At 52.6% G+C, this 17,703-nt stretch carries 14 protein-coding genes; 6 read left to right on the top strand and 8 right to left on the bottom strand.

Translation table 11 applies throughout. From position 1 onward, the window contains the following. The first annotated feature begins 63 nt into the window (after nt 1-63). On the top strand, nt 64-936 hold the full coding sequence (locus HG66A1_RS04565; protein WP_145181060.1) for a sugar transferase: 873 nt from the start codon (nt 64-66) through the stop codon (nt 934-936). Here HG66A1_RS04565 and HG66A1_RS04570 read toward each other — a convergent pair. From HG66A1_RS04570 to HG66A1_RS04580, 3 genes are all read right to left on the bottom strand, one after another. Beyond that, the gene (locus HG66A1_RS04570) at nt 893-1,381 is read right to left on the bottom strand and encodes a hypothetical protein (RefSeq protein WP_145181061.1); all 489 of its coding nucleotides are present in this window, start codon (nt 1,379-1,381) and stop codon (nt 893-895) included. The genes HG66A1_RS04565 and HG66A1_RS04570 overlap by 44 nt on opposite strands. A 246-nt stretch (nt 1,382-1,627) precedes the next feature. Beyond that, the gene (locus tag HG66A1_RS04575) at nt 1,628-2,914 is read right to left on the bottom strand and encodes a Gfo/Idh/MocA family protein (protein WP_145181062.1); all 1,287 of its coding nucleotides are present in this window, start codon (nt 2,912-2,914) and stop codon (nt 1,628-1,630) included. A 54-nt stretch (nt 2,915-2,968) separates the two neighbouring features. Further along, complete coding sequence (locus tag HG66A1_RS04580) at nt 2,969-3,649, bottom strand: DUF1080 domain-containing protein (protein ID WP_232102132.1); 681 nt, start codon at nt 3,647-3,649, stop codon at nt 2,969-2,971. Nucleotides 3,650-3,885: 236 nt separating this feature from the next. Here HG66A1_RS04580 and mtnA point away from each other — a divergent pair, with 236 nt between their 5' ends. Continuing rightward, nucleotides 3,886-4,974, top strand: a complete 1,089-nt coding sequence (mtnA, locus tag HG66A1_RS04585) for an S-methyl-5-thioribose-1-phosphate isomerase (RefSeq protein WP_145193697.1) — start codon at nt 3,886-3,888, stop codon at nt 4,972-4,974. Nucleotides 4,975-4,995: 21 nt separating this feature from the next. Here the strand turns inward: mtnA and HG66A1_RS04590 are convergent, their stop codons facing one another. Then, nucleotides 4,996-5,724, bottom strand: a complete 729-nt coding sequence (locus HG66A1_RS04590) for a hypothetical protein (protein ID WP_145181063.1) — start codon at nt 5,722-5,724, stop codon at nt 4,996-4,998. Between the two features lie 552 nt (nt 5,725-6,276). Here HG66A1_RS04590 and HG66A1_RS04595 point away from each other — a divergent pair. The 4 genes from HG66A1_RS04595 to HG66A1_RS04610 all read left to right on the top strand — a co-directional run bounded on the left by HG66A1_RS04595 (nt 6,277) and on the right by HG66A1_RS04610 (nt 13,088). Beyond that, nucleotides 6,277-6,960, top strand: a complete 684-nt coding sequence (locus HG66A1_RS04595; RefSeq protein ID WP_145181064.1) for a hypothetical protein — start codon at nt 6,277-6,279, stop codon at nt 6,958-6,960. A 454-nt stretch (nt 6,961-7,414) separates the two neighbouring features. After that, nucleotides 7,415-9,640, top strand: coding sequence for a type II and III secretion system protein family protein (locus HG66A1_RS04600; protein ID WP_145181065.1), 2,226 nt, complete (start codon nt 7,415-7,417; stop codon nt 9,638-9,640). Nucleotides 9,641-9,761: 121 nt separating this feature from the next. Then, the gene (locus HG66A1_RS31840) at nt 9,762-10,355 is read left to right on the top strand and encodes a hypothetical protein (RefSeq protein WP_197993819.1); all 594 of its coding nucleotides are present in this window, start codon (nt 9,762-9,764) and stop codon (nt 10,353-10,355) included. A 432-nt stretch (nt 10,356-10,787) separates the two neighbouring features. Then, on the top strand, nt 10,788-13,088 hold the full coding sequence (locus HG66A1_RS04610) for a tetratricopeptide repeat protein (protein ID WP_145181066.1): 2,301 nt from the start codon (nt 10,788-10,790) through the stop codon (nt 13,086-13,088). Nucleotides 13,089-13,114: 26 nt separating this feature from the next. Here HG66A1_RS04610 and dnaA read toward each other — a convergent pair whose 3' ends face one another. From dnaA to HG66A1_RS04630, 4 genes are all read right to left on the bottom strand, one after another. After that, entirely contained in the window at nt 13,115-14,638 is a 1,524-nt protein-coding gene (gene dnaA, locus HG66A1_RS04615; RefSeq protein WP_145181067.1) for a chromosomal replication initiator protein DnaA, read from the bottom strand. Nucleotides 14,639-14,984: 346 nt separating this feature from the next. Then, a complete protein-coding gene (locus HG66A1_RS04620; protein WP_145181068.1) occupies nt 14,985-15,992 on the bottom strand; it encodes a GNAT family N-acetyltransferase in 1,008 nt (335 codons plus the stop codon). A 53-nt stretch (nt 15,993-16,045) separates the two neighbouring features. Further along, nucleotides 16,046-16,621, bottom strand: a complete 576-nt coding sequence (locus HG66A1_RS04625) for a hypothetical protein (protein ID WP_145037034.1) — start codon at nt 16,619-16,621, stop codon at nt 16,046-16,048. Between the two features lie 6 nt (nt 16,622-16,627). Further along, on the bottom strand, nt 16,628-17,260 hold the full coding sequence (locus HG66A1_RS04630; RefSeq protein WP_145181069.1) for an RNA polymerase sigma factor: 633 nt from the start codon (nt 17,258-17,260) through the stop codon (nt 16,628-16,630). Between the last annotated feature and the right edge of the window lie 443 nt (nt 17,261-17,703).

A 17,703-nucleotide genomic window follows, 5' to 3' on the forward strand; every position in this document is an offset into this window, starting at 1 on the left:
TTGCTTATGAGGTAACAAGCCACGGCCTGCTCAAAATCTCCCGGTAGCAGAAAGCGTTTCCCCATGAGTTCAGTGCTGGCAAATCAATCAAAAACTCCGGTCAAAGGTACGATCCCACCCGGAGAACTTTCGGATCTGGTCAAGGGCTATCTGGATGTGGAACTGTGGCGTTCCACGGGATGGCTGACCCGGCTGCATCTGGAAGAGCCGCGCGTGGATGTACGGTGTCTGTCAGAGCGAACTCGGCTGATCAAGCGGCTGTTGGACATCTTCGTATCAGCGACGATGCTGGTGATCCTGTCGCCGTTACTGGTCACGCTGATTGTGCTGGTCAAGTTGTCTTCACCGGGTCCCGCCATCTTCAAACAGACCCGCGTTGGTCTGAATTACCGGAAGAAAAACAAAAACGATCGACGACAGGAACAGGTTGATCTGTCAGATCTGAACCTGTCCCGGGACCGTCGTGTTGCCGGCAATGACCGTCGCGATGAGCGCGGTTACGGGATGCCGTTCACGTTGTACAAGTTCCGTACGATGAGTGTGGATGCGGAAAAGAACGGCGCACAGTTCGCCGTCAAAGGAGATCCACGCGTGACGAAGCTGGGACGCTTCATGCGAAAGACGCGGCTTGATGAACTGCCACAACTCTGGAACGTACTCAAAGGTGAGATGTCACTGGTGGGGCCACGGCCGGAACGGCCTGAGTTCATCGAAGGCTTGAACAAAGAGATTCCAGGCTACATCGATCGGCTGGGCCTGAAGCCCGGGTTGACCGGAGTCGCTCAGATCGTCAACGGCTACGACAACAACGTGGAGAGCTTCCGCAGAAAGGTTTCTCTGGACCTGATGTATCTACAGAACTGCTGCATCTGGAATGACATCAAGATCCTCTTTAAGACGATCCGTGTGATTCTGACGGGGAGCGGGGCGCTGTAAGCGCAGCGGAATCTTTTCCATTCAGCGAATTCAGGAATCGACCTATTTCAGGCCAGTAGAGGAAGAGGAACGCACCGAGGAGCATGCCGAACGTCTGTCGGTTTAACTGTTCCCGGATGACTTCTGCTGGAAGGAGCCCCTGTTGCGTTGCCGTGGGGCTGAAACTATAAGCCGGGCCTGCAAGTAAAGAAAAGATAAACCAGCCGACTGTGATACCGATCAGCGAGAGCCAGAGTGAAGTTCGTTCTTTCCAACTGGCTACGAGAGTGGCGAGCAGAGCACTGGCGTAAATCACCCAGAAGCAGATGCTTTGATGACGGGTATCGATAACCGGCTTCTCTTGCCACTCTTGCAGGTGGTTCGTCCAATACTCGTGCGCGAGAAAGCAGCCCAGACCGGTGCCGAGAAGAATGCAGAGAGAGATCATGATTTTAGAGCGAAACATGCCGATCTGCTTTCATTAAAATCCTCTTTCATTTTAATGAATCGTTGTTTCGACTCCCAGTAAATTCATGCTGAGTACCGGATCTTCCCCCCGTTTTCTAAATGAACAGTGCAGCAACTTCAGCTTGAGCCGCTGGTGCCTTCGCGTAGAATGCGATGCGTTTTAAAATTGTGACGCGGCATTCAGCAAATAAAAAACGCCCTGTTGCCAGGGCGTGGGTGAAATCCAGTATCGCTGTGGCAGCGATCAGGTGGTTTCCGGGAAGTGGCTGAGTTCCAGAGTATTGGCGGGAGCCATCTTTTCGTTTTCGGTATCCCAGCCCATCATCTGTCCGGACCGCCATGATTCGTTGGCCATGTTGACGGCGACAACACCAGCCAGTCCGAGTTCAGTCGGGCAGTTGAGTGGTTCGCCATTGCGCAGATGGTTTTGCAGGTTCGTATGATGCAGCTTCGTATCTTCTGCACCCGACTTTTTGTGTTCCGCAAGGACTTTGCCGTCTTTATCTTTGGCGACCCAGCCTTCACGGGTGAAGTAGAGTGTGCCGCGATAACCGCGGATCAGGTGATCGATGCCCACCCGGTTGCTCATGGTACCCAGCACGTAAACGGTCATGCCCCGCGGGTACTCGCAGATCATCTCGAAATTGTCCGGCAGGTTGCGACCATCGTTCCACTGCCAGATTCCGCCCATCCCAACGACACGTCGTGGATAGAGCAGGTTACAGGCCTTCATGATGCGGGTGATGCGGTGAATGAACAGGTCGGTGCAGATACCGCCCGAATACTGACCATAGTTCCTCCACTCGAAGTAGTGGTGCGGGTTCCAGTCGATCTTCGGCGCTTTACCAAGCCAGGCATTCCAGTCGAGATCGGCCGGTTTGGGTTCATTGTCTTTCAGGCCGGGACGACGCCAGGGACCCTGATCGCCGTAACGACGCACGTATTCGATCTGGGCCTGCACAACCTGACCGAGCACTCCCTCTTCGATGGCCTTAGCCGCGGAAGAGTAAGAATCGTCAGACATGCCCTGCACACCAACCTGGATCGGCAGCTTCGTTTCTTTCTGCTTTTTGATGACAGCCTGAGCTTCGGGGATGCTGTGCGTCATCGGTTTTTCACAGTAGACGGCTTTGCCGGCGTCGAGGGCATCGATGGTCATCTGGGAGTGCCAGTGTTCCGGCGTCGCGATCGTGACATAGTCGATGTCCTTGATCTCGAGCACTTTCTGGTAGTCACCAAATGCGTGTTGTGCGCCGGTTTTGGTTTTGCCTTCTTCTGCCCGGGTTTGCCAGCAGTCTGCAACGGCGATCGCTTCGAGATTGTTCTTATCTTTGATCGCGTTGAACGTATTCATGTGGGCGTTGGCCATACCGCCCGCACCGATAAATCCGATGCGAATTCGATCATTGGCGCCCAGAATGCTGGCATAACTTTTTGCGGTCCAGGCCAGACCGGCGGCTGCGGCACCGCCGGTGCGGAGGAAACTTCTGCGCGTGACTTCGCTGGAAGCCGGTTGCTGTTCAGAGCTCATACGTACTTTTCCTGTTGTCGTGGGGGGAAGAATCAGGTTCCGTCTGGAGAGCGACTACTTGAGTTCTTTGATCCGGAAATCTTTGAACTCGATTTCGGCGCCATGGCCGCACAGACAGATATAGCCTTTGTCCCGTTTGAGACCGGGGTGATCTTTGTGATCAATCGTGCCATTCTTCTTGGCGTCTCCCATGTCGTAGTCCAGAATAACAGTGCCGTTGAGGGTCACTTTGACATGGTTGCCATTCACGAGAACTTCCTGGGTGTTCCATTCTCCCACAGGATTCAGATAGCCACGCTTGGCAGCAGCTGTTCCGTAGAGCGAACCGTGGTACTGATAGTCCTGCAGCTTGGCATATTTTTCGGCGGTGTTGTCCAGAATCTGGAGTTCTTTACCGGCATAGGCAGGGCTGGTTTTGGGTTTCAGGGGAACGTGGAAACCGATCCCGTTGTTGGCACCGGCGTCGAGTTTGAAATCAAAACGCAGTACGAAGTTGGTGTATTCTTTGTCGGTGAAGAGGTTACCGCCACTTTCTTTCTTGCTGATCAGCATGCCGTCTTTGACGAAATACCCGTCGGTCGCACCTTGCCAGCCATCCAGATTCTTACCGTTGAAGATGCTGACGAAATCGCTTTCGCAGTGTTCTTCAGCGCTCAGAGGTGTTGTCACGGAAACCATCAGACCGGCGATGGTCAGCAGAGAGAGGGTAAAGATTTTACGGGCAGTCAGAAGCATAGCGTTGATTCCTTGAATTCAGCTGTTATTCAGTTAAGCAGGAAGGAAAAATCCTGTGATATTTAAGGATCTTTAAAAAGGAGAGTGTTTTGAGCATACCAGAGACAGATTACCAGAATCAATGGAAAAGCTCGTGAAACCACAGGGTTTTTTGTTTGAGGTGATTTCGATTAGAATGCACTTCAGACGCTGCCTTTACGAATTAATTTCTCACATCTAATAGAAGACGAATGAATATGAATACCGAGCACGAGGCCGCTTCCGATGTCGCCACACTTCACTGGGTGGGTGGAACAGATGGATATCTGAAGATGATCGATCAGACCCTGTTACCGACCGAGTACAAAGAGATTGAATGTCACGATGTCGAAACGGTATGGGAGGCGATTAAAAGGTTGAGTGTACGCGGCGCACCAGCGATCGGGATCGCAGCCGCCTATGGTGTCGTCGTAGGTTTGCAGACGGACGCAGGCACCTCGCGTGCGGAATTTGATCAACGACTGAAAACCGTTGCTGACTATCTGGCAGGAAGTCGGCCGACGGCGGTGAACCTGTTCTGGGCACTTGATCGCTTGCAGAAGCTGGCTGCGGATTCAGCGGATCTGGACAGCGGTGACATGCATGCGCTGCTGCTGGAAGAAGCACGGCGGATTGAGGTCGAAGACTTGGAGATGTGTCATAAAATCGGTGAAGTAGGAGCGGCGCTGCTCTCTCCCGGTGATGGTGTGTTGACACACTGCAATGCCGGCGGCTTGGCGACTTCGGGTGGAGGGACGGCCCTGGCGGTCTTCTTCGAAGCGGCCAGGCAGGGGAAGGGAATTCACGTTTACGCGGACGAGACCCGTCCGTTATTACAGGGCGCGCGACTGACGACCTGGGAACTGATGCAGCGGAATGTTCCCGTGACTCTCATCAGTGACTCGATGGCGGGCTGGGTCATGAAAGAAGGCAAGATCCAGGCCGTGGTGACCGGAGCAGACCGGATCGCCGCCAATGGTGATTCCGCAAATAAGATCGGCACGTATTCCGTCGCACTGCTGGCAAGTCTGCACGATATCCCTTTTTATATCGCCGCGCCGTCAAGTACGTTCGACTTAAGCCTGGAAAGCGGTGCCGAGATTCCGATTGAAGAACGGCAACCGGAGGAGATCACCAACGGATTTGGCAAACAGACTGCGCCAGAAGGTGTTGATGTTTACAACCCTGCGTTTGATGTGACACCGGCAAAGTTCATTCGGGGCATCATCACCGAACGGGGACTGATTCAGCCTGTCACAACAGAGCAGGTGCTGCGTGTACTCAATTCAGAACCAGTACAGAGTTGAACCCGGGGTTGAAGTCTCTGATCAGCGATTAATGTAAACCGGGTTCTGGTTGTAGCCGGGAGCATTCGCTGGATACTGCGGCTGCATCTGCTGAGGCTGTTGCTGATATTGTTGTTGCTGGTACTGCTGCTGTGGGTACTGAGATTGCTCGTACTGCGGCTGCTGATACTGAGAAGACGACTGCGGGAAGTTGCGCGGTTGAGGCTGATATCCGTTCTGCGGCTGATAGTTGTTACTTTGCTGCTGGTACTGCACCGGCACCATGCCCCGCTGTGGTTGATAGTAGGATGAAGAGCTCTTCTCATCGATACGCTTTTCCTGGAACTCGCGTTTGCGTTTCTGGATTTCTTCGATGTCTTCCTCGCGAGGAGGCAGAGCGTAGTTCTTCCAGGCTGCCTGCTCATGGTATCGATTCCAGAAGTGCTGCGAGTAAGCCAGCTGTGGGGTAATTCCCCAGCCGTTAGCTGTCTGGGTCTGAGAAAGGACGTGCCGGTAGTTATAAGGCTTGAAGTAGTGATAACCACTGTAGGGGGAAATTTCCTGGAAGTAACCGTGCTGCCAGGGGTATTGCGAATCGAAGGGATAAAGTGGATCCCCAAAAATGCCGCCCGTGACTCCGGCGCTGGTCATAGGGGTACCTTCATTGTAGGGAACTTCAGTCATACCGTAAGCACCATAGGTCTGGTTGGGGAGCGATGGGTCACCGCCGACTGCGGCCGCGATTGCCAGAGCGAGAAAAGTGGTCGACATATTTGAAATTCCTCTGTGTGAAAAACAGAGTCCCTGTTTATCTGAAACCGTAATAATTGGGTGATTTCGTCAGCGCAAACTGATGGCGCTGGTATCTACTTTATCGGATATCGTAGCGGGCATACCTTCAGGTTCATCACAAAATTCACAGCGGGCAGATCACATACGCGCGCTACAACCTGAATATTTTCAAATCGGGTTAGAGTATCCAGTCAAACTGAACCGGCAGATTCTGCCGAAACCGGGGCGGGAACTCCTCAATTAATAGAGATTCCCGTTCAGGCATCAAAAAATGGTGTAGGTTTGAGTGTCATCGCGAAAAGCTCCCCGCTGGTGGGTTGCGCCACAATCAATCGAGCGGACTTGGAATGTTGTTCAGTTTCAGTGTGAATTTCTCAACCGGGATTTTTGGGAATGAACTGGAGTTTTTGGTGCTCATTCATAAATTGAATATAGATCTTTCAGGCACGTCTATTCGCAGGCGTGCCTGCTGACGAGCGATCATCATCATTGATGGTGTTTTTAATTACATACATGAGGTAGAAGAGACTTATGAAACCACATGCGAAAATATCATCTCTGATGTTGATGATCTGCATTTGCGCCAGCCCCTTATTTGCAGATGATGCACTTATTCCCGGCGCCGATCTGGGGAAAGCAGGGACTCTGCCACCACCACCTCCTCCGCGGGGAGTCGCTCCGCAGCCCGATCCGGCCGCGAATGTGCCCTCTCCTTATAATGCGCCCGCTCCCTATCACAATCTGCCACAACAACAGCAGCCTCAGGTACCTCCCCAGGTACAGCAGCAACAGCAGGGGAATTATCCCCCCGCAGATCCGGATGCGTTGACTCATCCCGTGCCAGGATATTCGGGAGGTCCCTACGTTAAAGGAGGCAATCAGTACTGGTTGCCCAACAACCAGGTGCCTCAGGTGGGGAGTCCTTATTACTATAGTGCGACACAGGGAGCCGGTGGAACCTATGGGATGACGAGCCCTCAGGTGGGAATTCAGGCCGGTCAGACGTGGTATGGTGGTCATGGCGAAGTGAACACAGGTCAGCAGAATCAGGCGTTGATGGGCAGTGGGGGGGATCCGTACACGCGGCACTTCGGCCCCGGTTTCTACCGCTCGAATGAATACGGCCACTACTACTTTCCGTCATACAGCTACCGTCGCCCCTGGTACAACCCGGGAGCACCCACTTACAACCGCGATACCAATTACCGTTGGTAAGTCTCTACTCAACGACAATTTAGAGTAACTGATTATGTTTTGATATCAGGCCCGGGTGGCGAATCCCGGGCCTTTTTTTATGGACTGTGATCTAAGGGTTTTCACTCAAACTTTCTGTGAGATCAGGAAATTTAACAGGAACCGTTCTAATCCCAATTTCATGATCAGCCGATACAAACAATACAATCTGGACTCTATCCACCCGAATTGCGTCTGCTGATACGTTAATTGGCAGTCCAAAATCACGTATTCTCGGAAGAGCGTGAGACGGTGGAATAGAGTGTAAATCATAAGCAGAAAGTAAGTTAAGGATAACTTGCTGGATAAAGATAAAGTTCTTACTGATTCTTCAACCTGGTTACAAGAACTCGCAGGTAATTAATTCCGGGCCGAGAAGTCACGTAAAACGCAAATACCTTTTTCCTCTTTGCAGGCAATAGGGGAGCGACTGCGGATGTACAAACAGAATTGCCATGGATCGGCATTTCGAAATAATGAAAAGCGACGTGCTCAGCTTGTTATGAACTGGGTTGCGTTGTTCTTCATCACTTTTTCGTCGATCGCTCATACTGCGTTTGCCCAGGGGCCATCCATGCGTCCGCTGCCACCCAGGCAGCCCGTAAATCAGTATGCTCCCGCAAATCAATATCAGCCTGCGAATCAATATGGTCCTGCTCCCATGCAGGTTTCCGCTCCCCCTGCTCAATCGTATCAACAACCGTCGTATCCACAACAGGTACCCGTTGCCCAGCAACCACAGGGTGTGATTTCGATTCAGGATGCGCATGCACCCAATGCTGGTCCACAGATTCAGATGGTGCAGGATACCGGGCGCATTACCCGCAAGCCGCTGCCGACTCAGATCCGTTCCACTCCCGGCATCTTCGACGAGATGGAAATCATCATTCGTCGCAGCCAGTTGATTATCACAAATTCGCGCATTCGTCGTTACGCAATTGCTGATCCTTCGATCATTGAATTCGTGACTTATTCCCCGACTGAAGTTTCGATCGTGGGTCTGGAGTTGGGAACAACCACTCTGACTCTCTGGTTCGAAAATGATGAAACGCCGATCACTTACCTGGTTCACACGATTCAGGATCCCAGCCTGGAAGGACAGCGACGGATCGACTACGGTAAGCTGGAACGCAAAATTGCCGTGTTGTTCCCCAACAGTAAGGTTTATCTGATTCCCCTGTCACGTAAGATCATCGTAAAGGGTCAGGCTTCTGATCCCACCGAAGCGGCGAATATCATGAATGTGATTCGTGGTGAAGTCATCAACTACGAAGGAAACCTGGGCGGGCCACAGCCTGCCGGTGTGGGAGCGGGTTATTATGGGGGAGGGGGTTATGGCGACGCACTTAACAGTTACGGCAATAACCTCTATGGATCTTCGCTGATTGTGAACATGCTGGAGATTCCCGGTGAGTTCCAGGTCATGATTCATGTGACCATTGCCCAGATCAATCGTACAATGATGCGGCAGTTGGGTGTTGACCTGAGTGTCCTGTTCGACGGTGGTCGTCAGTTTCTGGGATCAACGATGGGCGGGGTCCCTTCTACGCTGACTGGTATCTTTGAAGCCGGCGAGGTCAATGTATTGATCAACGCTCTGGCCGAGAATGGTACGACCAAGATTATGGCCCGACCGACGCTGACTGTTTTAAGCGGTCACTCTGCCAGCTTCCTGGCTGGGGGTGAATTTGCAGTGCCGACCATTGTCGGGGTCGGGGGAGCACAGGGAACATCAACGACCTTCCGCGGTTTTGGTACCTCAATCGTCGTCACACCGATCGTACTCGATAAGGACCTGATCCGGATGCGGATTGTACCTGAATACAGTCAGGTGAATGATAACAACTCGGTACAGGGGATTCCTGGACTGAACTCACGTCGCGCACAGACCACAGTCGAACTCCGTGAAGGCCAGACCATCGTACTGGCTGGTCTGTTTGGTCACGACACTACCACCGGTGTAACACGAATTCCCTGGCTGGGCGAAATTCCCCTGGTTGGAGCGTACCTCTTCAGTTCCAAGAAGTCGACTCAGGGTGAGTCTGAGCTCTTGATTACCGTAACGCCACAACTGGTACATCCGATGGAAGAGGATGAGGTTCCTCCCTATCCCGGGCATGAAGTTACCGTTCCCCACGACAAAGAATTCTATAAATATAACATGACCGAAGGTGCTCCCGATCGTGCCGTCTATCAGTTGCAGCCCTACGGTCGAGGAGCCGGACAGGGAATTGAGGTTGGTTACCAGCCATTCAATCCGTCTCCTGCTTCTCCTTACTATCCGCCGGAACAGACAGGCACCTATCAGCAGGGACCTGTGACACAACCGATTCCGCAACGGGGCGGTGGTTTTCCCACCCAGCCTCAGCAACCGGCTCAGTCACCAGGTCCGATCCAGTCGCATCAGCCTTTACCGCCACCACCGGCTCCCGGTGTCAGCGGGCCACAGGCACAGTCGACCGGGTTTTCAAGAAGAAACCAGGGACAACAACCGGGACAGCGTCGGTTCACACAAATGATCAAGGATCGCTTCCAGAATTCGGCTCCCGAGATGGACAGCCAGATTCAGCCAACCGGTTACATTGATACCCGCATGAGACAGCAGTCCGCAGAACCGCAGGGCAGCCGATCCGGATTTCCCTGGATTGGTCAGGGAAAATAAATTTCAGGTGAATGGGCAGGCACGTTTACCAGCAGCAAATCAGCCTGCAACATAATGATGGACCGTCAGCATTCATTGTTGTCGTTCATCACCAGATATTAAGTCGTAAGTACCGAGGGACATGATGGCCCGTTTCACGATAATACAAAAATGGATCCTTACTACCAGCTGTCTGATGCTGGTAGCTGGTTGCTGCCGCTGGGGTGGAGGCGGCAACTGGGGATTCCATAAACGCTCCCTGGCGATTCCGGAGGTCTATCCTCTGGGAAGCGTCAACCGTGCGCATTACCACACCATGGAATCGAATGCCGAAGCGGTTGACTTCATAATCAACCGGAACGAATTCGTCGAAAACAGTGCCGAACTGACCACGAATGGTAAAGATCATATTCTGGAAATTGGTGCCCGCATGCGCAGCACCCCGTACCCGGTTATTGTGGAACGCAGTGATAATAACTACGCACCAGAGCTGGATGCTTATCGTCGCCAGCTGGTCGCGCGGATCCTGACCGATCTCGGAAACCAGGACGCCGATCAACGTACGGTTGTCGCGACTCCTTATTCCCGTTCGCTAAACTCACGAGAAGCGGAAATCGACTACTATCGTTTCATCTCTACCCGCGGTGGTTTTGGTGGAGGATTCGGTGGCGGTGGTGGTGGATTCGGCGGCGGCGGCGGTTTTGGCGGCGGCGGTGGTGGACTCGGTGGTTTCTAAAATCCACACCTGCTGAGAATCCTGTAATCTCATATGCACTTGTTAAAACGCCACAAATCAATCTGGATTGTGGCGTTTTAACTTTCTATATCATAGTACTTTACGTGAAACAGGTGTCTGCTGTTTTTCCTGTCATCGATTTCGAAAATGTGGGGATATTCGTATCGACACGTTTTTGATTTCCTCTTAGAATCCGCGCCTGATATTCGAAAAGAGTCCTTTCTCTCATACTTGACCTCCCTGTCACAAATACTCATTTCATAACTGTTCCACCAGTCTCTGGTGCCTGGCTTCAGTCAGCGCATTGTTTTCGGACGATTGAACTCACTCAATGCCGAAGAGGAGATCTGGTGAATCGCAGTCTATTTTCATTCTATCTTGAATTGAACGAGACAAAGCGATCTGCACTCGCGGAAACAAGGTTGATCTCCGATGAAAACTCGAATGTTTCAACAGATTCTCACACTTACGTGCATGGGCTTCCTGTGGACGGGCTGCCAGTCTGGTCCGTTCGCCAGTCGTTCAGATTCTCCTCGTAAAGCGCTCGTCGAACGCTCTCCGGAAAAGGAAGAGGAATCTGCCATGCAGAAGAAGCTGAGAGAAGCGATGGCGCAAGAACGTTCCAAAGCACGGAGACATCGACTGCGTGATGAACTGAAATCGGAAGTGTCGCCGGAACAACTGGCTGCGCTGAAAGGTTCTGAGCAGCAGATCGTACAGACCGCCGCTAAAGTAGAAGCCCAGGCATTACCACTCAGCGATCTTCAGGCTGCAGCTTCTCAGTCCGCAGCACCGCAAACCGATGCATCGAGTCTGCAGCGGGAATTGAATCAGGCCTATGAAGCAGATCGTTCTGGCAACCTGGAAAAGGCGCAAGGCTATTACCAACGTGTTCTGGCCATCAATCCCGAGCATTTTGAAGCCCTGCATCGACTGGCGATCATCGAAGACAAAAAACAGAACTTTCCTGCGGCGGAAGCCTACTATCTGCAGGCTTTGAAGCTGGATCCCTCCAACGCAGACCTGCTGAGTGATATCGGCTATTCCTATATGCTGCAGGGACGCGACGATTATGGCGAAAAGTATCTGGAAGAAGCGCTGAAGTATCAGCCAGCACATGCCCGGTCACTCGATCATTTGGGCTGGTATTACGGACGCACCGGACGCTACGACCAGGCACTGGCCATGTTTCGTAAGACCAGTGGAGAAGCCCAGGCGCGGGAGAAATTTGCCCGCTTGTTCCCCGGGGTGAATCCAGGGTCAGCCACCGGTGGACAAAATCCAGTCCCACAGTATCCAGATCAACTTTCGCAGTATCCCGGTAATCAGCAGAGTGCAGAACGTAATCACGCAGGAATTCAAACTGTCGGACAGATGCAGTCCACTCCCGGGCAGCCCGTTCAATATGCGAACAATGGCAATCCGGAACAGCAGCCTTTGAGCTCCCCCGATGCCGCTGCGATGAATCCCACACATCAGATTGCAGAGATGATGCGACGCGAACGCGAAAAGGCGATTCAGGCACGACAGTCTACCCAGCAGCTGCCTGCGATCAGTCCGAATCCTGCGATGACACAGATGCGTCAGGTAACGGGATCGCATGCACCAGCAGCGCCCCTGCAGAACTCTCAGCTGCAGATGCCCCAGATGCAGTCACCCCAGATGCAGTCTCCACAGTTCCAGACCGCTCAAACTCAGATGCCTCAGCAGCAACCCGTTGATGCACCTCAGCCGGTCAACCAGTATGCGAATCAACCAGCCGTCGAGCCAGGGCAGATTCAGGCATGGCCCCCCGCCAATGATCCGACTTTGAGCCAGGCAGCAGAAGCCTCACAGTACTGGGCCGAAAAAGAGCAGCAGCAACTGCAGAATCGTCAACAGCCACAGCAGCAGATGGCTGCCAGACCATACTCCAATCAGTCCTTACCTCAACAGAACTATCAGGGGTATCCTCCTAATCAGTTGCAGGGACAGTACCGGAATGTACCCCCCGGCTATCAGCCAATGCAGTCAGCGCCTCAACAGATGATGCCCGTTCGTGGTCCCCAGCCGGGACAACAGCTGTACGGGAATCAGTATCAGTCAACTCCAGGTCAGTTTCCCGATTACCGTTCGACACAGAGCGGCGCTCAGGAAGCCGGACAGAATCCTCCACAGAACGATCAGGACCTGATGCGGGAAGTGGCCCGCACGGGCATGAACATGGGCCCCGGCCAGATGTTTCCCATGAGCGATGCCGCCCCGGGACAGCTGCAGGGAAATAACTCTCCCCTGATGAGTTCTCAGATGGGATCCGGAGGCGTCATTCCTGCTTCAGCCCAGGTTCCTTTCCAGAATGCCTACGGAACGAATGGCCCGAACGGACTCCAGCCACAAATGGGGCAGGGCATGCCACAGGGGGGTGTCAGTCAGGCCGGTTATCAATATTCGGGTCAGCCTGCCGGGCAGGGCAATGTCTATCATGCTTCGATGCCGCAACGTTTTCCTGCACAGGAACAACCGATGTCCTCGGCTCTGCCACAATCGGCGATGTTCTCCAACAACCCGGTGGCGGCTCCGGCAAACGTGCGTTTCCAGAACGCATCAGGAACGGCCGCTGATCTGCGGACTGGCTATCAGGGGAGCCTGAATGGATCTCAAAATCTCAATGAGCAGTCGGCTTCGCCCTTCCAGTGGGGAAGTCAGCCGACAAACTCTCAATATCAGTTCTCAGATCCACAGAGACAATATTAAGTTCACTCTGAGCTCGCCTTGCTGAATCAGCTGGCGAGTAACTGTTGTTCCAGTGATTCGATGATCTCTTCGGTTGGCCATTCCTGGAGAGCAACCTGAATAGAAGAGTGGCTCTCCAGCCATTTGCGAACCTGCTTCTCGGCGGACATGACAGTGCTGTGATTGCGTCCGCCGAAGTAGTCACCAATTTCGCTGTAAGCCGCCTGCGTCAGTTTGCGAGCCAGGAACATGGCCAGCATCCGGGGCTGGCTGATATTTCGGGCGCGACGTGACGATTTCAGGTCTGCCTCAGAAACCCCAAATGTGGAACAGACAATCTGGTTGATGTCATCCAGCTTGATGATGCGAATGCAATCCCGCTCCAGGTCCGCCAATACCTGACGGGCCATGCTGGTGGTCACTTTCTGGCCAGTCATCAGGTGGCAGGTCTGCAGACAGTTGACCGCACCTTCTAGTTCCCGGACATTGCTGGTGAAGCGGCGGGCCACGTAGGCGAGTGCCCCTTCGGTAATCGGCGTCTTCAGTTTATGAGCCCGCTGACGGGCGATTTCCAGACGGAGTTCCTTCTCGGGAGCTTCAATGCGACAGACCAGTCCGGACAGGAAGCGAGTCGTCAGTTCTTCACTCATCTTGGTCAGCAGTCGGGGGTGACGGTCTGAAGAGAAGACCAGTTGTCGCCCATGGCTTTCCAGATGTTTGATCGTGTGCAGTAACTCTTCCTGAAAGTTCCGTTTCGATTCGAAGAAGTCGATGTCATCAATAATCAAAACATCGACATTACGGAACCGCTGACGAAAGCCGGGCAGCGAGCGTTCCTGCAGTGCCTTGGAGAAATAGTTACCGAACGCTTCCGCCGTCAGGTAAACCACATTCAGCGCGGGATACAGCTGACGGACTCTGCGATAGAAACCTTCCAGCAGATGCGTTTTACCAATGCCGACGCCGCCATGAATGAACAGCGGATTGTAAAGTGCACCCGGTTCATCGCTGGCCTGGGTTGCTGCAATGTAAGCCAGTTGGTTCGACTTACCTTTGATGAAGGTAGACAGGTCCGCGAAGCGTCTGCCGCGAAACGGGTTTGACTGCCGTGCCGCTGGGTTCTTATTCGAGGAACTCAGGGATGGAGCGGATGCCTTCCGCTCAACAAACGGAACGTTAGCAGTTGACGTCCCCTTGCTGGCAGATTTCTGCTGGCTCTCTTCTGCAGAACTGGTCAGGGCAGCCAGTTCCGGATCGACTTCCAGCCGGTATTCAGCAGAAGGTCCCACGCAGGCAATCGCGGTGGCATAGATTTTCGAGGCGAATTTTTTCTGCATCCAGGTGAGCAGAAACGGACTGGCAACGCCGACAATCAGCAGATTGCCATCCAGTTTGAGTCTGACTTTTCCTGCGAACCAGTTCTGGAAACCACGTTCACCGACTTGTTGTGCGAGCAACCGATAAATTGATTGCTCCTCTGACCCGGTTGTTGCTGGCCCCAGCTTGGCTTCCGTTGGTCGATTTGCAGAATCGCAAAACGTACCCTCCACTGCCAAAGACGTGGGTTGCATCTTGCACCCTCCCCCCGCGCGCACCGTCTCCGTCCATAATGGTAGAAAGAGCCAAATCCTGCTCTCTCAAAGTCGTGTATGGTAGTGAGGTTTATTTGGAAATGATGCGCTATAAAGCTCCATTGTTAACAGCATCGTAAAGTTCTCAGGCATTGACTTCGGCGACACTGCGTTTACTCATTCAGTGGTTCTGATACTAGCCTGAATTGCTGGAGAGTCAAACGGAAACAGCGCGGAATTTTTTGAGAATTTTCAGACCGAAATCAAACACTGTTTTACCAGTAGAAAATGACATCCCGCGTAGAAAATATTTTTGGAAGCCCCGCTTCGCGCTGTCGAAAACGTGTTAATTAAATTTTGGTTTTTTTCCCGGGAATTGGGAACGAAGTCGCGCGTGGACGCTTAATGTGTTTTGTCTGACAAAACCCAACTCTTCATAAATCTTTATCGCATAGGAATTTTTGTGATCCACGGCGAGAGTTAACGCAGACTGATTGTGTGCTCGTGCCTGCTCCAGTCCGAATTGGATCATCGCGGAACCTGTACCCTGTCCCCGCTGGTTCGGAGCGACCCCCATGTAAACGACTTCCCAACTCAAATCGGACTGATGTTCAGACAGGAGTAAAATGCCCAGGTCGGTTTCTCCCCTTTGAAACAGGTACCAGTGAGCCTGGTCCGAGTCCCCTGAACTGCGGTGCGATTCCAGCGATTCCTCGGCCGTGCGCACCTGATTCAGGGCAGGGCAGTCGTGAGATTCCTGGTGCGTCAATTCCAGCATATCCAGAAATCGCTGACGGTTCTGCACGGCATCGAAACGGACCGGTTCAATCTGTTTCTCTTTCAGCGACTCTGTCGACGGCAGGTTGCTCAGCGGGTGCCGCATGAACTGAAGATTAGTGAGGTGCGGAAACCCGTTTCGTGTCAGCAGGCGACGGGTGTGGAGTTGTGCCGGATCGATCAGCACCTGGCCGATACTGACCCCGGAATCATCGATTCGTCGGGCCATTTCCTGCAGGATCTCATCGGCACAGTCCCTTCGTGAGGTAAAGGGGGGCCAGAGACAGGAAGTGGCGGGATCGGAAAACACCAGAATCCCGACCCCGAGCAGCAGTCCAGCTTCATGGGCCAGTAGAACCTGGTTCTGTCCTTCCTGCCCAGCCGAAATGGTTTTCTGAAACTCCTGGATCTGTATTTCACGCTCGGTCTCCGGAGCATCGGCAAAGATAAAGGCGGAGGCTTCGGGAAGCGCTTCCGTTGAGGCAAGTGAGACCGTGATCGACATGGGAGGTGTAGATATCCGAAACTGATTGAAGTCACCCGTCAGCCGCAGTTCAGCAGCTAGTCTGGATATCATAAAAAAAAGGCTGGTCGATTGACCAGCCTGAGTTCATTAAAGATGAGTCGAAGTTAGAATTTCACGGAGTGCAGCTGATAAGGACTTGAGCTGTCGTGTTTCAGCCGTGGTAAATTATAACCGTAGGGATTGTTGCTGTTGTCGATGGTCTGATTCGACGCGCCCCACTGTTGATCGTGGAAATCCCGGATCGGGTTATCGACCGGGCTTAAGTGCGAGTCGTTACCCATCCACCCTACCGGTGCTGACGGATGAATCGATTCTGCAGCATCGTGCGGACCGAGATCATAACGGGGTTGTCCCGTGACCAGCAGCAGTGCCAGACAGCAGGCTACGGTTGTCAGCGTCGGAAGTAGAAAGTTAAACCGGGTTGGTCGGTTTCTCCTCCGTCGTGCTGCAATTTTGGCCGAAACCTGGGGCCAGACACTGTCCTGGAGTGAAGGGACTGGTGCACTGTCTAACTGTTGCTGCAGTGCAGAATAACTTTTCTGTAGCTCTTCATATTGTGCGCGGCACTGGTCACAGTTTTTCAGCTGCTTTTCCAGAAGCTCCAACTCTTCGCCCGACAGGTCGTTGCCGACTGCCAGAGCGACGCGCGATTTCAGACCGTTACATTGTGTGCAATACATGTCTTATTATTCCTTGCCCGACATGGAATTTTCAACGTTTTGCCGATGAGACCATAATTTCTGAAAACGATTTCTGGCTTCTGCCAGCCGCCAGCGGATGGTTGCTTCTTTCCGGTCCAGAATGGCAGCAATCTCAGAAGTGGAGAAATTCTCCAGATCTCGCAGTACGAGCACGGTACGGTACTTTTCGGGAATCTCTTCCAGGATGGCTTGAACTTCCTGGTTGATGTCGATCTTGTTCCTGGGGTCAGGAACAGAAGGATCGAACGGAGTATCTGAGGGGCTGTCACTGAATAACAACCACCAGCCTCTCCGTTTTTGTTTACGCAGATAGTCCAATGCCTGATTGACTCCAATTCGGAACAACCAGGGACCAAATCTCCTGGATGTATCGAACTGATCAAGCCGCTCGTAGCTCTTCAGAAACGTATCTTGAGCCAGATCTTCAGCCAGCTCGGGGCTTTTGACAAACTGAATCAGTACACGAATCAGTCGGCGTTCATAGCGCAAGACCAGTTCGCCGAATGCGCTGTCATCGCCTTTACGAGCAGCTTCTACGAGGCGTGCGTCACTGATGACACCGCCCGAAGCCAGAGATTCTCGTTGCTCTATTTTCTTATCGACCATTTGTAACTGCATGTCTACCTCCCCTCTCCGCGTTAAATGACACGCTTTGTTCTTATTACGTCAGAGGGAGGAGGATTGATGGAATTTACTAAAGATTTTGTAACGGAATCCAAAGTTTTCCCAGAACAACGCGCCTGTCTTTAATTATACCTGTCAAATCCCTATTTTGGGGAGGAATCAGATCTTTCAGGAGATTATTCCCTAAGTTATTAAATAATATTGGGTTATGGTGCCCGTTAACTGTAGTGTCTTGAATTATTAACCTAATTTTAGTGTCCAGTTGCTAATACGTAACATCCTTTAAAATTCCGCTGTCTGTTGAGCGGGAATGAACAATTTTTTTTCTGCAAGACATCCCAGATCCAAGGTCCCTCTGAAAAGGAAGTATCAGGCCTGACTGGTTGGCAGCAGATGGTGTGCTGCTGACTCTCCTTTGCGAGTCGCCCTTCATCCAT

Origin of the sequence: Gimesia chilikensis (assembly GCF_007744075.1) — a bacterium.
Taxonomy (GTDB): domain Bacteria; phylum Planctomycetota; class Planctomycetia; order Planctomycetales; family Planctomycetaceae; genus Gimesia; species Gimesia chilikensis_A.

Excerpts from the sequence above, each read along its gene's own strand:
- HG66A1_RS31840 (WP_197993819.1), top strand. The coding sequence starts at position 9,762 with ATGATGGCCCGTTTCACGATAATACAAAAATGGATCCTTACTACCAGC.
- HG66A1_RS04610 (WP_145181066.1), top strand. The coding sequence starts at position 10,788 with ATGAAAACTCGAATGTTTCAACAGATTCTCACACTTACGTGCATGGGC.
- HG66A1_RS04595 (WP_145181064.1), top strand. The coding sequence starts at position 6,277 with ATGAAACCACATGCGAAAATATCATCTCTGATGTTGATGATCTGCATT.
- HG66A1_RS04625 (WP_145037034.1), bottom strand. The coding sequence starts at position 16,621 with ATGTATTGCACACAATGTAACGGTCTGAAATCGCGCGTCGCTCTGGCA.
- dnaA (WP_145181067.1), bottom strand. The coding sequence starts at position 14,638 with ATGCAACCCACGTCTTTGGCAGTGGAGGGTACGTTTTGCGATTCTGCA.
- HG66A1_RS04580 (WP_232102132.1), bottom strand. The coding sequence starts at position 3,649 with ATGCTTCTGACTGCCCGTAAAATCTTTACCCTCTCTCTGCTGACCATC.
- HG66A1_RS04570 (WP_145181061.1), bottom strand. The coding sequence starts at position 1,381 with ATGTTTCGCTCTAAAATCATGATCTCTCTCTGCATTCTTCTCGGCACC.
- mtnA (WP_145193697.1), top strand. The coding sequence starts at position 3,886 with ATGAATACCGAGCACGAGGCCGCTTCCGATGTCGCCACACTTCACTGG.
- HG66A1_RS04565 (WP_145181060.1), top strand. The coding sequence starts at position 64 with ATGAGTTCAGTGCTGGCAAATCAATCAAAAACTCCGGTCAAAGGTACG.
- HG66A1_RS04575 (WP_145181062.1), bottom strand. The coding sequence starts at position 2,914 with ATGAGCTCTGAACAGCAACCGGCTTCCAGCGAAGTCACGCGCAGAAGT.
- HG66A1_RS04630 (WP_145181069.1), bottom strand. The coding sequence starts at position 17,260 with ATGCAGTTACAAATGGTCGATAAGAAAATAGAGCAACGAGAATCTCTG.
- HG66A1_RS04600 (WP_145181065.1), top strand. The coding sequence starts at position 7,415 with ATGTACAAACAGAATTGCCATGGATCGGCATTTCGAAATAATGAAAAG.
- HG66A1_RS04620 (WP_145181068.1), bottom strand. The coding sequence starts at position 15,992 with ATGATATCCAGACTAGCTGCTGAACTGCGGCTGACGGGTGACTTCAAT.
- HG66A1_RS04590 (WP_145181063.1), bottom strand. The coding sequence starts at position 5,724 with ATGTCGACCACTTTTCTCGCTCTGGCAATCGCGGCCGCAGTCGGCGGT.